General features: G+C 63.1%; 14 protein-coding genes. 12 read left to right on the top strand and 2 right to left on the bottom strand.

The window, feature by feature from the left end; genetic code table 11:
- Nucleotides 1–26: 26 nt before the first annotated feature.
- Genes KTR60_RS17805 through KTR60_RS17795 form a run of 3 tightly spaced genes read left to right on the top strand, consistent with a single transcriptional unit; the run spans nt 27 to nt 2670 of the window.
- The gene (locus KTR60_RS17805) at nt 27–998 is read left to right on the top strand and encodes an alpha-E domain-containing protein (RefSeq protein ID WP_003944483.1); all 972 of its coding nucleotides are present in this window, start codon (nt 27–29) and stop codon (nt 996–998) included.
- An 8-nt stretch (nt 999–1006) separates the two neighbouring features.
- The gene (locus KTR60_RS17800; protein WP_007731033.1) at nt 1007–1837 is read left to right on the top strand and encodes a transglutaminase family protein; all 831 of its coding nucleotides are present in this window, start codon (nt 1007–1009) and stop codon (nt 1835–1837) included.
- Between the two features lie 59 nt (nt 1838–1896).
- Nucleotides 1897–2670: an aquaporin gene (locus tag KTR60_RS17795; protein WP_058039402.1), complete on the top strand. Its 774-nt coding sequence runs from the start codon at nt 1897–1899 to the stop codon at nt 2668–2670.
- A gap of 30 nt (nt 2671–2700) precedes the next feature.
- On the opposite strand, the gene KTR60_RS17790 is transcribed toward KTR60_RS17795, so the two are convergent.
- Entirely contained in the window at nt 2701–3234 is a 534-nt protein-coding gene (locus KTR60_RS17790; protein ID WP_020969977.1) for a type II toxin-antitoxin system PemK/MazF family toxin, read from the bottom strand.
- Between the two features lie 72 nt (nt 3235–3306).
- Between KTR60_RS17790 and lepA the strand changes: the two genes are divergently transcribed.
- The 3 genes from lepA (at nt 3307) to KTR60_RS17775 (ending at nt 7196) form a co-directional block, all read left to right on the top strand.
- On the top strand, nt 3307–5199 hold the full coding sequence (gene lepA, locus KTR60_RS17785) for a translation elongation factor 4 (protein ID WP_003944564.1): 1893 nt from the start codon (nt 3307–3309) through the stop codon (nt 5197–5199).
- 6 nt (nt 5200–5205) lie between these two features.
- Nucleotides 5206–6135 carry an NAD(P)H-dependent flavin oxidoreductase gene (locus KTR60_RS17780; RefSeq protein WP_030536619.1) on the top strand — a complete coding sequence of 310 codons (930 nt, stop codon included), beginning with the start codon at nt 5206–5208 and terminating at the stop codon, nt 6133–6135.
- Between the two features lie 80 nt (nt 6136–6215).
- Complete coding sequence (locus KTR60_RS17775; protein ID WP_207624322.1) at nt 6216–7196, top strand: ABC transporter substrate-binding protein; 981 nt, start codon at nt 6216–6218, stop codon at nt 7194–7196.
- Nucleotides 7197–7253: 57 nt separating this feature from the next.
- Here KTR60_RS17775 and KTR60_RS17770 read toward each other — a convergent pair whose 3' ends face one another.
- Nucleotides 7254–9212: a glycoside hydrolase family 15 protein gene (locus KTR60_RS17770; protein ID WP_003944557.1), complete on the bottom strand. Its 1959-nt coding sequence runs from the start codon at nt 9210–9212 to the stop codon at nt 7254–7256.
- 82 nt (nt 9213–9294) lie between these two features.
- On the opposite strand from KTR60_RS17770, the gene KTR60_RS17765 reads away from it, so the two are divergent.
- From KTR60_RS17765 to KTR60_RS17745, 6 genes are all read left to right on the top strand, one after another.
- A complete protein-coding gene (locus KTR60_RS17765) occupies nt 9295–9501 on the top strand; it encodes a hypothetical protein (protein WP_007731042.1) in 207 nt (68 codons plus the stop codon).
- A gap of 123 nt (nt 9502–9624) precedes the next feature.
- Nucleotides 9625–9714 (top strand): Ms4533A family Cys-rich leader peptide, encoded by a 90-nt coding sequence (locus KTR60_RS29260; protein ID WP_309599318.1) that lies wholly within the window; start codon nt 9625–9627, stop codon nt 9712–9714.
- Between the two features lie 196 nt (nt 9715–9910).
- Nucleotides 9911–10942, top strand: a complete 1032-nt coding sequence (locus KTR60_RS17760) for a sulfate ABC transporter substrate-binding protein (RefSeq protein WP_003944569.1) — start codon at nt 9911–9913, stop codon at nt 10940–10942.
- A 7-nt stretch (nt 10943–10949) separates the two neighbouring features.
- On the top strand, nt 10950–11798 hold the full coding sequence (gene cysT / locus KTR60_RS17755; protein WP_030536617.1) for a sulfate ABC transporter permease subunit CysT: 849 nt from the start codon (nt 10950–10952) through the stop codon (nt 11796–11798).
- Complete coding sequence (cysW, locus tag KTR60_RS17750) at nt 11795–12601, top strand: sulfate ABC transporter permease subunit CysW (RefSeq protein WP_003944503.1); 807 nt, start codon at nt 11795–11797, stop codon at nt 12599–12601. Before cysT ends, cysW begins: the two co-directional genes overlap by 4 nt.
- On the top strand, nt 12598–13647 hold the full coding sequence (locus tag KTR60_RS17745; protein WP_007731046.1) for a sulfate/molybdate ABC transporter ATP-binding protein: 1050 nt from the start codon (nt 12598–12600) through the stop codon (nt 13645–13647). The genes cysW and KTR60_RS17745 overlap by 4 nt, the downstream gene beginning before the upstream one ends.
- Nucleotides 13648–13764: the final 117 nt, after the last annotated feature.

Raw genomic sequence — 13764 nt, 5'->3', positions numbered from 1 at the left:
TATCAGTGAACGGAGCGTGGTGACCGATGCTTGCTCGCAACGCAGAGTCCCTCTACTGGATCGGCCGCTACGTCGAGCGCGCCGACGACACTGCTCGGATCCTCGACGTCGCCGTCCATCAATTGCTCGACGACGCCACCGTCGACCCGGACCGCACGTCGCGTCTGCTCCTGCGTGTCCTCGGCATCGAGGCGCCGGAGGGCAAGCTCGACGTGCGCTCGCTCACCGATCTGGTTGCGTTCAGCCGCAACCAGGTTGGTTCGATCGTGGACTCGCTGGCAAGTGCTCGTGAGAATGCTCGCGGGGCGCGTGAGGTCACGTCGAGTGAGATGTGGGAGTGCCTGAACACCACGTACAACGGACTGGCCGAGCGTGAACGTGCCTCACGCAGGCTGGGGCCACACGAGTTCTTCCGCTATGTGGAGGAACGCGCAGCGATGTTCGCGGGCCTGGCGGATTCCACGCTCAGTCGCGACGACGGCTATCGGTTCCTTCTGCTGGGCAGGTCGATCGAACGTGTCGACATGATCGTGCGGATGCTTCTGGCGCGCGCCGGTGACCGCCCGTCGTCGCCGGCATGGGTCAGTGTTCTTCGCTCGGCGGGCGCACATGACACGTATCTGCGTACGTATCGCGGAGCGCTCGACGCCAATCGCGTCGTCGAGTTCATCTTGTTGGACAGGCTCTTTCCGCGCTCGGTGTTCCACTCGATCAGGCAGGCCGAGAAGTGCCTGCAGGAGCTCGACCCGCAGCCGGGCAGTCGCGTCGGAATCCGGGCGGAGGCGCCGCGGCTTCTGGGCCGCGCACGTAGCGAACTGGAGTTCCTGCCGCAGGGCGTGTTGCTCGAGGATCTGCAGGGACGGTTGCTCGGTTGGCAGGAGACCTGCCGCGAACTGGGTGAGGCGATTGCATTGCAGTACTTCCACGCTGCGCCGTGGGTCGCGTGGACGGATGCCGGCGCCGCGTATGCGGAGTCGACGGTGGAGGGAGAGCTGTGAGCTGGCGAATGAGGGTCGTGCACACCACGGGATATGCGTACGACGCCCCGGTGACGTCGTCGTACAACGAAGCGCGATTGACACCTCGCGGCGACACCAGGCAGACGGTGATACTCACGCGCGTCGAAACCCAGCCGGCAACGCGTTCCTACCGATACACCGATTACTGGGGCACCGCGGTGACCGCCTTCGACTTGCACGCGCCGCACACGGAGCTGGAAGTGACCGGGCTGTCGGTGGTGGAGACGGAACCGTTTGTTCAGCCCGAGGAAACCGTCGACTGGGATGAATTGTCGGGAAACGCGATTAAAGATCGATTCAACGAACAACTGAGTTTCACGAGATATGTTCCGCGTGATCGTAAGCTGGCGACAATTGCCAAGGAATTGCGCAAAGATAAATCACCTGAAGATGCAGTAGTGGCTGCGTCGCAATGGGTTTACGGCGAAATGTCATATGTGCCGGGTACGACCGGAGTGCATACGTCGGCGGTGGAGGCCTGGTCGGCCAGGAAAGGTGTCTGCCAGGACTATGCGCATCTGACCTTGGTGTTGCTTCGAACGATGGGGATACCGTGTCGATACGTTTCCGGCTATCTCCACCCCAAACGTGATGCGGCAGTCGGGGACACGGTGGTCGGGGAATCGCACGCGTGGATCGAAGCGTGGACCGGCGCGTGGTGGGGATACGACCCGACCAATGCGATAGCTGTGAATGAACAGCATGTCTCGGTCGGAATAGGAAGGGACTATTCGGATGTGCCGCCTTTGAAGGGAATCTTTTCCGGTGGACGTTCCACAGATCTCGAAGTTGTTGTGGAGATCACCAGGCTTGCGTAAAGTCCGGCAAATCTAGGCGCGTGAGCATTACTACCGTTCGATGAGAAGAAGGTGGGAATATGTCTCCAACTGCACAGGAATTGACTGAGATCGAACCGATCTCGGATGTGAAGAAGTATGCGGCCGAAGCGGTGGGAACATTTGTTCTCGTGTTCTCCGCAGTCGGAACTGCCGTCTTTGCAGGTGCGAAAGTCGGCAATCTCGGAGTTGCCTTCGCATTCGGCCTGACCCTGCTGTTCCTCGTATATGCGATCGGCCCGATTTCCGGTTGCCACGTCAACCCAGCCGTGACTCTCGGCCAATTCGTGATCGGGCGAATCTCAGCCGTCAATGCGGCGATTTACGTTGTCGCGCAAGTGATCGGCGGCTTGGTCGCAGGCGTCGTGATCTACACGGTGGCCAACAGTCTCCCGGCGTACAACCGTGCTGCTGACGGTTTGGGTGCAAACGGTTGGGGCGCACACAGTCCGTCTGCCGAGAAGAATCTTCTCGGAAATGTGGTTTCCGACGGCTACGGCATCGGTGCCGCCATGATCATCGAGATCCTGCTGACAGCACTGCTGGTATTCGTCGTTCTCGCGTCGACCGACCAGATCTCCGACGTGCCGCTCGCCGGGGTGTCCATCGGCTTCACGCTGGCCGTCATTCACCTGATCTCGATCCCGATCGACAACACCTCCGTCAACCCCGCTCGAAGCCTCGCTGTCGCACCGTTCCAGGACGGTGCATTAGGTCAAGTGTGGTTGTTCATCGTGTTCCCGCTCATCGGCGGTGCGCTCGGTGCACTCATCTATCGAGCACTCTTCGGACGGTTCAACCGTCTGGACAGCTGATCGACACTGTTTCCATCGTCCGGGTCGGCTTCAGCTCCAGCTGAAGTCGGCCCGAAGTTTTGCCGCGACCGCGTCGAACTTTTTGTGATCCATGACGGCGCCCTCGCGCCGGATCCCGCTCTCGGGAACGTCGAGCACCCGGTCGAGCCGGACCCAGCTGGGCCTTCCCTCGCCGTCCCATGGACCCGAACCGATTGCGAGCCAATCACGCTCGCCTTCGCGTTTGCTCTGCGAGGACAGCATCAAACCGAGCAGCGTGTTGCCGTCGCGGCCGACAACCAGCACCGGGCGGTCTTTGCCTTGGGTCGGATCCTCCTCGTAGGCAACCCAGGTCCAGACGATTTCGCCCGGATCGGCCTTGCCGTCGAGGTCGGGGGAGTACTCGACCTTGCGGGCGCGATGTGCGGTCGGAGACGTCCGCGCGGCGATCGGGCGGCCGGACGGACCCGGCTTCGAGGCAGACGACTGGGACGTGGACGACTGCAGCTGGCGCAGCAACGCAGGGCCCTTCTCCACCGCGAGGGCGCCGAGGGTTCTGCCGATCTGCTTCCACATGCTTGCCATAGCGTTCGAGCATAATCACCCACCCGTGGGAACCCCTGGTACGGCGGCGCCGAGACTTGGATATCCTGAGGGTTGACAGTGGCCCGGATCCGGGCCGGTGCCGGTCCGACTAAGGGGTCTCCCATCAGCAGCTTCGCCGACAAGACGTTCACGGATCCTGCGCAGATCCGGAACTTCTGCATCATCGCGCACATCGACCACGGTAAGTCGACGCTGGCAGATCGCATGCTTCAGCTCACCGGTGTGGTCGAAGAGCGGGCGATGCGTGCGCAGTACCTGGACCGCATGGACATCGAGCGTGAACGCGGCATCACCATCAAGGCTCAGAACGTTCGTCTGCCCTGGACCGTCGACGGCGAAGAGTTCGTCCTCCACCTCATCGACACTCCCGGCCACGTCGACTTCACGTACGAGGTCTCCCGTGCGCTCGAAGCATGCGAGGGCGCAATTCTGCTGGTCGACGCTGCTCAGGGCATCGAAGCTCAGACGCTGGCGAACCTCTACCTGGCGATGGAGAAGGATCTCAAGATCATTCCCGTCCTCAACAAGATCGACCTCCCGGCCGCGGATCCCGACCGCTATGCCGAAGAGATCGCGCACATCACGGGCTGCGAGCCCGGTGATGTCCTGCGCGTCTCGGGTAAGACCGGTATGGGCGTCAAGGAACTGCTCGACGAGGTGATCAAGCAGGTACCTGCGCCTGTCGGCGATGCTGACGGTCCCGCCCGCGCGATGATCTTCGACTCCGTCTACGACGCCTACCGCGGCGTGGTCACTTACGTGCGTGTGGTCGACGGTCGGATCCGTCCCCGCGAGAAGATCACGATGATGTCCACGGGCACTACACACGAACTGCTCGAGGTCGGCATCATTTCCCCCGAGCCGAAGGCCAGTATCGGTCTGGGCGTCGGCGAGGTGGGCTACCTCATCACCGGTGTGAAGGACGTCCGTCAGTCGCGCGTCGGTGACACCGTCACCACCACCCGCAACGGCGCGACCGAACCGCTGGTCGGCTACCGCGATCCCAAGCCGATGGTCTACTCGGGCCTCTACCCGATGGACGGCTCGGACTACCCCGTGCTGCGCGATGCCCTCGACAAGCTCCGTCTCAACGACGCGGCCCTGGCGTATGAACCCGAGACGTCGGTTGCCCTCGGATTCGGCTTCCGCTGCGGCTTCCTCGGCCTGCTCCACATGGAGATCACCCGCGACCGCCTCGAGCGTGAGTTCGGCCTCGAACTGATTTCCACCGCGCCCAACGTCGTCTACCGCGTCGTGATGGAGGACGGGGCCGAGGTCATCGTCACCAACCCGTCGTACTGGCCGGAAGGCAAGGTTCGCGAGGTCTACGAGCCCGTCGCCAAATGCACCGTCATCGCCCCGAGTGAGTACGTCGGCGCCATCATGGAGCTGTGCCAGTCCCGTCGCGGTGAGCTCGGCGGCATGGACTACCTCTCCGAGACTCGCGTCGAACTGCGCTACGAACTGCCCATGGGCGAGATCATGTTCGACTTCTTCGACGCCCTCAAGTCCCGCACCAAGGGATACGCCAGCCTCGATTACGAGGAGGCCGGTGAGCAGCAGGCCGACCTGGTGAAGGTCGACATCCTTCTGCAGGGCGAGGCCGTCGACGCGTTCTCGTCGATCGTGCACCGCTCCAACGCTGGTGCTTACGGCGGACGCATGACGTCGAAGCTTCGCGAGCTGATTCCTCGCCAGCAGTTCGAGGTTCCGATTCAGGCCGCGATCGGCGCGAAGATCATCTCGCGCGAGAACATTCGCGCAATCCGCAAGGACGTTCTTGCCAAGTGCTACGGCGGCGACATCAGCCGTAAGCGCAAGCTGCTCGAGAAGCAGAAGGAAGGCAAGAAGCGCATGAAGACCATCGGTCGCGTCGAGGTGCCGCAGGAAGCATTCGTGGCGGCCCTGACATCGGAATCGGTCGGCGAGAAGCCCAAGAAGTAGGAGCGCATGGTCACCACCTGGTTGTCCCGAGAGTTCGGAATCGAAATCCCGGTTCTCGGGGCGCCCATGGGTGGTCGCGCGGGCGGCGCGCTCGCCGGAGCTGTATCGGCGGCCGGCGGGTTGGGTCTGCTCGGCGCGGCTCGGTACAACACACCGGAGTGGATCGAGGCCGAAGCTGAAGTGGCCCGCTCGATCGGCGGAAAGTTCGGCGTCGGCCTGATGACGTGGTCGCTGCCCGAGAACGAGTTGATGCTCGACGCCGCGATTGCCGTCGAGCCGACCATGATCACCTTGTCTTTCGGTGATCCCGCCTCGTATGTCGGACGAATCCACGATGCGGGCATTCCCGTTGTGTCACAGATCAATACGCTCGAAGACCTTCGCATTGTCGAGGCCGCGGGTGTCGACGGCGTGATCGCGCAAGGCGGTGAGGCAGGCGGTCACACGGGCCGAATCGGAACCTTGCCGCTGCTGCAGGAGATCCTCGAAACGACATCACTTCCAGTACTGGCGGCCGGCGGAATCGGGACCGGCCGCGGTTTGGCCGCAGTCCTGGCAGCCGGCGGGGAAGGCGTGATGATCGGAACGGCGCTGCTCGCCAGCCCGGAGACGGTCGGGCCGGACTATGCCCGCGACCGCGTCGTCGAAGCCGGAAGTGCCGACACGATTTACACCTCGGTGTTCGACCGAGCGCGCAGTCAACCGTGGCCGCAGCGGTGGGGTGGCCGCGCGGTGGCCAACGAGTTCACTGCCGCCTGGCACGGAGTCGACGCCGATGAGGAAATGCTGGCGAAGGCGTACGACCCGTCGGATCCCCACAGCGGAGTCGTCTACGCCGGAGAAGCTGTCGGACTCGTACACGGAACCCATCCGGCCGGCGACGTGGTTCGACGCATCGGCGCCGATGCGGAGCGCCTGCTCTCTCGTTTCGCCTGAAAGCAAGGTCGGACACAGCCGGGTCCCATATGAGAAGGTAAGCCTCTGCTAACTAGTGGAGGAGTATTTTCGTGCGTGCGATGAAGTTTTCGGCGGTGGCTCTCTTGGGAGCGCTGGTCGTAGGTATCAGCGGATGTTCGTCCTCGGACGCCGACGAGATCGCGGGCGGTCGGGTCACCACGATCGACCACAAGTTCGGCGCCACCACGATCACCGGGACGCCGACGCGCATCGTCGCGGCCGACACCCAGTGGCTCGACGCTCTGCTCGAACTCGGAATCCAGCCGGTGGGGTACCTGGCTGCCGGCCCGATGGGCGACGAGCGTGGTCTGTTCCCGTGGGAGAGTGGCGTGGACGCGTCGGCGAAGGAACTCGATCGCTCGGCGATCCAGCAGTTCGGTGTCCCGCTCAAAGCTGAAGAAATTGCAGCCTTGGATCCCGATCTGATTCTCGGCGGGTTCTCCGTCGCCGATCAGGACGATTTCGACCAGTTGAGCAAGATCGCTCCGACAATTGCCGGTCTGTCCGACGTCCAGGTCGATCCGTGGCAGGACCAGGTGGAGATTCTCGGCCGGGTTCTCGACAAGGAGTCGCGAGCCGACGAGATCGTCGAGGCGACAAACGGGCAGATCGATGCGCTCGCGCAGCGGTTGCCGGGGCTGAAGGGTAAGACCGCTCTTTTGTCGCAGTACGTCTTCCCGACGTCGCAGTTGGTGATCGTCGCTGATCCCAAGGACGGTGCTTCGGGACTGTTCACGCGTCTGGGAATGTCGTTGCCGCCCAAGCTGGTCGACGAGGCCGGTGTGACCGGTGGCCGGCTGATACTCAGCCCGGAACGGGTCGACGCTCTCAGCGCCGACGTCGTGGTGCTGCTGCCCAACGGCGGGTCGCTCGACGACATGATGAAGCTGCCGGGGTTTGCCGACCTGCCTGCAGTCAAGGGTGGCGGATTGGCCATCGTCGACTATCCGACTGTTGCCGGCCTGAACACTCCGTCGTCGCTGTCGCTGAAGTACTCGCTCGAATCGATCACGCCGCAGCTCGAAGCGGTGGCCGGCTAGACCTGCTGTGCGCCTTTATTAACCGCGGGCGGTTAATAAAGGCGCACAGCAGGGGGTCTAGGTCGCGTTGTGCGCGGGCTGGAAAGCTCCGGCTTCGGCAGCTTCCTCGGCGCGGATCACGTGGACCACGGCGTTGATCAGCGCCAGGTGTGTGAACGCCTGCGGGAAGTTACCCAGATGGCGACCGGTGTGCGCGTCGATCTCCTCCGCGTACAGCTTGAGCGGGCTCGCGAACCCGAGCAGACGCTCGCAGAGATGCTTTGCCCGATCCAGTTCGCCGATCTCGACGAGGGCGGAGACGAGCCAGAAGGAGCAGATGGTGAACGTGCCCTCTTCTCCGCTCAATCCGTCGTCGGTGGTGTCGACGCGATAGCGCAGGACCAACCCCTCTTCGGTGAGCTCGTCGGCGATCGCCAGCACCGTCGCCCGGATGCGCGGATCGTCGGCCGGCAGGAAGCGCAGCAGCGGTGCCAACAAGAGCGACGCGTCGAGTGAATCGTGGCCGTACCGCTGCGTCAGAACTCCGCGCGAGTCGACACCGTGCGCGAGGATGTCGGCCTTGATCTCGTCCGCGATGGCTGTCCATTGCTGTGCAAAGCTCTTCTCGCCCTGCATCTCTGCCAGCTTGGCGCCGCGATCGAGAGCGACCCAGCACATGATCTTCGACGACGTGAAGTGCTGCGGTTCACCGCGCACCTCCCAGATCCCGCGGTCGGGCTGGCGCCAATGCTTGATCGCTTCCTCGACCTGCTTCTTGAGCAGCGGCCACAACGCCTCGGGGACGCGCTCGCGGGTACGGATGTGGAGGTACACCGAGTCGAGCATGGTGCCCCAGATGTCGTGCTGCTGTTGATCGAACGCCCCGTTGCCGATACGCACCGGACGGGCGCCGTCGTAGCCGGACAGATGGTTGAGTTCGGATTCCTCGAGCGTGCGCTCGCCGCCGATGCCGTACATCACCTGCAAAGGATGCGGCTGACCGTTGTCCGAACTCGACACGTCGTAGATGAAGTTGAAGAAGTCGTTGGCCTCACGGTCCAACCCGAGCGTGTAGAGGCCCCACAGCGCGAAGGTGGAATCGCGAACCCACGCGTAGCGATAGTCCCAGTTGCGTTCTCCGCCTGGTGTTTCCGGTAGCGAGGTCGTCGAAGCCGCGAGTAGGGCTCCGGTCGGTGCGTAGGTGAGCCCCTTGAGTGTGAGCGCACTGCGCTGTAGGTATCCGCGCCACGGGTGATCGGGGAACTTGCCGATCGTCACCCACTCACGCCAGGACTTGGACGTCTGCCACATCTTGTCGGCGGCCTCGTCGAACGTCTGCGGCGCGGGAAGATCCGACCACGAGAGCGCGACGTACACGTTGTCGCCTTCGACCAGTCGCGTCCGCGCTCGTGCTTCACGACCTTCCAGACCCAGTCGTAGGTCGGTGGTCAAGCGCAGAGTGGGATGGTCTCCGGGCTTGGCGGAGCGACACGTTGCCGTTGCTTCCTCGTAGACCTTTCCGGTGTACTCCCAATTCGCCGTGCCACGGTGATAGTCGAACGCGGGCTCACAGCTCATCTCGAGTTCGACGGTGCCGCTGACGCATTTGACCGTACGGAGAAGGGTGTGTTCGGCATCCCAGTCGGTCGGTGTGCGCTTGTGCGTGTTCGATCGCTTGTCGACGTTGTGCCAGGGACCGAGAACCAGGGCGTCGCGGACGACGAGCCAGCCGGTCTCGGTCTGCCAGGTGGTCTCGAGAATGAGTCCACCCGGCAGATAGCGCCGAGCGGCCGGCACGTTCTGGCCGTAGGGGCCGATACGGAAATGGCCTGCGCTGCGGTCGAGGATGGCACCGAACACGCTGGGGGAGTCCGGGCGGGGAACGCACATCCACTCGACAGATCCGTTACGGGCAATCAGGCACGAGGTTTCGCAATCGGAAAGAAACGCATAGTCGTCGATCGGGGGAAAGTTGCTTCGATGGTGACCCGTGGAGGCGGGAGGAATCGTCTGCACCACTTCGTCGTCAGCACTCATTCGGCCATCATCCGGCCAGAATCGGCACACGTCCAATCCACACGCTGTCGGGACCGTATCGTCCGAAGGATAGGGTGTTGGCGTGGATCGGATTGCGGATTGGTGGGACAGCTTCGAGCTGTGGATGGCGGGGCTCCCGTTCATCCCGCAGGTCGCGTTGGTCCTGATCGTCGTCGTTCCGCTGTGCCGCCTGGTGGCCATCGGTCTGGATCGCGTGTTGGCCGCCGTTCTCGCTCTGCCGCTCTTCGGCTGGTTGCGTAGGAATTCTCGAGAAGTAGAGGAAAGCTGATGCCCCGCTCACGGGTCACTCTCGCCCTGATAGCCCTGATTCTCCTCGTGATCGTCGCGTGGCTTCTCACCCGTTAGTTCTCCCGATTAGAGCGGGCGCCGGTGCTCTGCTAAAGTCCACCGCGTGTCCGAAGCAACAGCTCCCGTAATCCGCCACCAGTTGGCGTTGATTGCTGTCGGCATGCTCGACGTCGCTGACGTCGCCTGTTGTTGATTTCCTGAGTTCGACCTCTCCGGTGGTGCTGCGCACCCCACTCGAACTTCTCTGCGCGTAACTCGCGCCCCCGATTCAGGGCTCATCGCCCGTCGGCTCTCCATGTCTGAACATCCCGATGGAATCAGCCCCAGAGGTCTCGGACTTGTCGTTTGACCAACCCTCGTTTGTCAGTCCTTTCAGGAAGGTATCTGCAATGAAACGCCGTTCCCGCACACTTCTCACTGCTATCGCGACCATGGGGGCCGTGGTACTCACAGCGTGCAGTGGTGGCTCGAGCGACACCGTGGGTGGTGACAGCGCCGCCAGCGACGGTAGCGCCGGCACGATCAACCTGTTCGCCTACGCCGTGCCGAAGCCTGGCTTCGACAAGCTCACCGCAGCCTTCCAGGCGACCGACGAGGGCAAGAACGTCAACTTCAATCCTTCCTACGGCGCCTCGGGCGACCAGTCGCGCAAGGTGAAGGACGGTGCCGAGGCAGACTTCGTCAACTTCTCCGTCGAGCCCGACATCACCCGTCTGGTCGATGCCGGTCTGGTAGATCAGAACTGGAACCAGGACGCCTACAACGGAATTCCGTTCGGATCGGTAGTCACCATCGTGACGCGTCCGGGCAACCCGAAGGGCATCAAGGACTGGGACGACCTGCTTCAGCCCGGCCTCGAGGTCGTCACGCCGAACCCGTTCAGCTCCGGCTCGGCCAAGTGGAACCTCTTGGCGCCGTACGCCGCCAAGAGCGACGGTGGCAAGAACCCGCAGGCGGGTCTCGACTACGTCACCGCCTTGGTCAACGACCACGTCAAGATCCAGCCCAAGTCGGGACGCGAGGCTTCGGAAGCCTTCCTGCAGGGTAGCGGTGACGTTCTGATCAGTTACGAGAACGAGGCACTGTTCATCGAAGGCAACGGCGACCCGGTCGAGCACGTCACCCCGCCCACGACCTTCAAGATCGAGAACCCCGTTGCCGTGATCTCGAACAGCAAGGTCCTCGACAAGGCGACCGCGTTCAAGGACTACCTGTACACGACCGAGGGTCAGACGCTCTGGGCCGAAGCAGGATTCCGTCCCGTGGATCCCGCCGTCGCTGCCAAGTTCACCGACAAGTTCCCCGAGCCGACCAAGCTGTGGACCATTGCAGACCTCGGCGGCTGGAAGGCCGTGGACAGTGCTCTGTTCACCAAGGACACCGGTTCGATCGCAGTGATCTACGACAACGCGACCAAGTAAGACTGACGTGACTGACACTATTGACCCCACCCCCGTGGCTCGTCGGCGAAAACTCGCGCGGGTCACGGGGAGTGTGGGGCCGCTCGGAATCGGAGTGGCCACCCTGTGGCTCTCCGTCATCGTTCTGCTTCCGCTCGCCGCGTTGACCGCCACCGCGTTCGACGAGGGGATCTCCGGATTCTGGGACGCCGTCACCGCACCCGTCGCCTTGGCGTCGTTGCGCGTGACGTTGTTGGTCTCGGTGATCGTGGCATTGATCAACGTCGTGATGGGCACGATCATCGCGTGGGTGCTGGTCCGGGACGACTTCCCGGGCAAGCGCATCGTCAACTCGATGATCGATCTGCCGTTCGCGCTACCGACCATCGTGGCATCGATCGTGCTGCTGTCCCTCTACGGCCCGCAGTCACCGATCGACATCCATCTCAATGCAACTCAGCCCGGACTGATCGTGGCATTGGCCTTCGTGACCTTGCCGTTCGTCGTCCGTTCCGTGCAGCCGGTGCTGATGGAGGTCGACCGCGAAGTCGAGGAAGCCGCTGCGTCGTTGGGAGCTTCCAACTGGACGATCTTTCGCTCGGTTGTTCTCCCGACGTTGGCGCCTGCCGTCATCTCCGGTGCGGGCCTCGCGTTCGCCAGAGCGATCGGTGAATACGGCTCGGTCGTTCTGATCGGCGGCAACATCCCACGCGTGACACAGATGACGTCGCAGTACATTCAGCAGCAGATCGAGATCGATCGTCCGACCAACGCCGCTGCCGTCTCGGTAGCGTTGCTGGCCATCGCATTCGTGACGCTGTTCGTCCTGCGAATCTTCGCCTCGCGGGGACAGCGACGTGAGGAGAGTTCCCGATGAACGTGTCCAGAGGATCGAAGATCGGTCTGCGGACCATCGCTCTCGTCTACCTGTTCGTGTTGCTGGTCGTGCCGATCGGTGTGATCCTGACGCGAACGTTCGAGAACGGAATCGGCCCGTTTCTCGAATCGATCACGACACCGGCAGCGATTTCCGCGCTGAATCTTTCGCTGATCATCGTGGCGATCGTGGTTCCGATCAACGTGGTGTTCGGTGTCGTCACGGCTCTGGCACTCGTGCGTGGGCGTTTCCCGGGCCGCGGAGTTCTGCAGTCGGTGGTCGACCTGCCCTTCGCGGTCTCGCCCGTCGTCGTCGGTGTGTCGTTGATTCTCCTGTGGGGTGCCAACGGTTGGTTCGGCGGCATCGAATCGTTGGGGTTCAAAGTCATCTTCGGGTTGCCAGGCATGGTGATCGCGACGATTTTCGTGACGCTGCCCTTCGTCGTCCGGGAAGTCGAACCCGTACTTCACGAGATCGGCGACGAGCAGGAACAAGCAGCCGCGACGCTCGGTGCCTCGGGCTGGCAGACGTTCTGGCGGATCACATTGCCCGCGATCCGTTGGGGCCTGACGTACGGAATCGTGTTGACGGTGGCGCGTTCGCTCGGTGAATTCGGCGCAGTCATCATGGTCTCTTCCGGCTTCCCGGGGGTATCCCAGACACTGACATTGCTGGTGCACTCGCGATACATCGACGACCACAACACCTTTGGTGCGTATTCGGCGGCAACGCTGCTGATGGGCATCGCCATCATTGTCCTGTTGCTGATGACGCTGCTGGACCGTAAGAGGAGCACCACATGATCACAGTGACCGGGGCCCGCAAGAACTACGGTGATTTCGCGGCGCTCGACGACGTGACGGTCAACATTCCCTCGGGTTCGTTGACGGCATTGCTCGGGCCCAGTGGCTCGGGAAAGTCGACGTTGCTGCGTTCGATCGCAGGGCTCGAAGAACTCGATTCGGGAACCATCACCATCGCAGGCAAGGACGTCACCGGCGTCTCGCCGCAGAAGCGTGACATCGGTTTCGTGTTCCAGCACTACGCGGCGTTCAAGCACATGACCGTGCGGGACAACGTGGCGTTCGGGCTCAAGATCCGCAAGCGCCCGAAGCCGGAGATCGAGAAGAAGGTCAACGAACTACTGGGGATCGTCGGTCTCGACGGGTTTCAGCATCGGTACCCCGCGCAGCTCTCCGGCGGTCAGCGTCAGCGCATGGCGTTGGCGCGCGCTCTGGCTGTGGATCCACAGGTGCTCCTGCTCGACGAGCCCTTCGGCGCGCTCGACGCGAAGGTGCGTGCCGACCTGCGCACGTGGTTGCGTCGCCTGCACGACGAGGTGCACGTCACCACCGTCCTGGTCACCCACGACCAGGAAGAGGCTCTCGACGTCGCCGACCGCATCGCGGTGCTGAACAAGGGGCGGATCGAGCAGATCGGTGAACCTGCCGACCTGTACGACCGCCCGTCCAACGACTTCGTGATGTCCTTCCTCGGATCCGTCGCGAAGCTCAACGGGCAGTTGGTCCGTCCGCACGACATCCGCCTCGGCCGCGATCCGAGCATGGCTCTCGCGCAGGAATCCGGAACGGCCGAGTCGCTCGGCGTCACACGCGCAACAGTCGAGCGCGTCGTGTACCTCGGCTTCGAGGTTCGAGTGGACCTGCGCAACGAGGCAACCGGCGAGCTCTTCTCGGCTCAGGTCACGCGCGGTGACAGTGCAGCGCTGCACCTCGAGGCGGGGGAGACGGTGTACGCGCGTGCTACCCGGGTGCCGGATCTGCCGGAGACCCCGGTGTCGACGCCGGTGCAGGAGCCGGTCACGGTGAGCGTGGTCGGCCAGGTATGACCCGCTCGCCCTGTTCGACCTGTTGTACCCCCACTCCTGTTTGAGCGAACGGCACTTTCGGACTCCTGATGGCGCCGAAAGTGCCGTTCGCTCAGAGGTGGGGGTCGGGCAACAGCG

The organism is Rhodococcus sp. C1, assembly GCF_020809065.1.
Taxonomy (GTDB): Bacteria; Actinomycetota; Actinomycetes; order Mycobacteriales; family Mycobacteriaceae; genus Rhodococcus_F; species Rhodococcus_F qingshengii.
The sequence above is the reverse complement of the archived record's forward strand: the minus strand, read 5'-3'. Positions and strand labels throughout refer to the sequence as shown.

Coding starts and splice junctions, on each gene's coding strand:
- cysW (WP_003944503.1), top strand. CDS start 11,795: ATGAACGTGTCCAGAGGATCGAAGATCGGTCTGCGGACCATCGCTCTC.
- KTR60_RS17760 (WP_003944569.1), top strand. CDS start 9,911: ATGAAACGCCGTTCCCGCACACTTCTCACTGCTATCGCGACCATGGGG.
- KTR60_RS17775 (WP_207624322.1), top strand. CDS start 6,216: ATGAAGTTTTCGGCGGTGGCTCTCTTGGGAGCGCTGGTCGTAGGTATC.
- KTR60_RS17805 (WP_003944483.1), top strand. CDS start 27: ATGCTTGCTCGCAACGCAGAGTCCCTCTACTGGATCGGCCGCTACGTC.
- KTR60_RS17780 (WP_030536619.1), top strand. CDS start 5,206: ATGGTCACCACCTGGTTGTCCCGAGAGTTCGGAATCGAAATCCCGGTT.
- KTR60_RS17745 (WP_007731046.1), top strand. CDS start 12,598: ATGATCACAGTGACCGGGGCCCGCAAGAACTACGGTGATTTCGCGGCG.
- KTR60_RS17790 (WP_020969977.1), bottom strand. CDS start 3,234: ATGGCAAGCATGTGGAAGCAGATCGGCAGAACCCTCGGCGCCCTCGCG.
- KTR60_RS17800 (WP_007731033.1), top strand. CDS start 1,007: ATGAGGGTCGTGCACACCACGGGATATGCGTACGACGCCCCGGTGACG.
- KTR60_RS17770 (WP_003944557.1), bottom strand. CDS start 9,212: ATGAGTGCTGACGACGAAGTGGTGCAGACGATTCCTCCCGCCTCCACG.
- KTR60_RS17795 (WP_058039402.1), top strand. CDS start 1,897: ATGTCTCCAACTGCACAGGAATTGACTGAGATCGAACCGATCTCGGAT.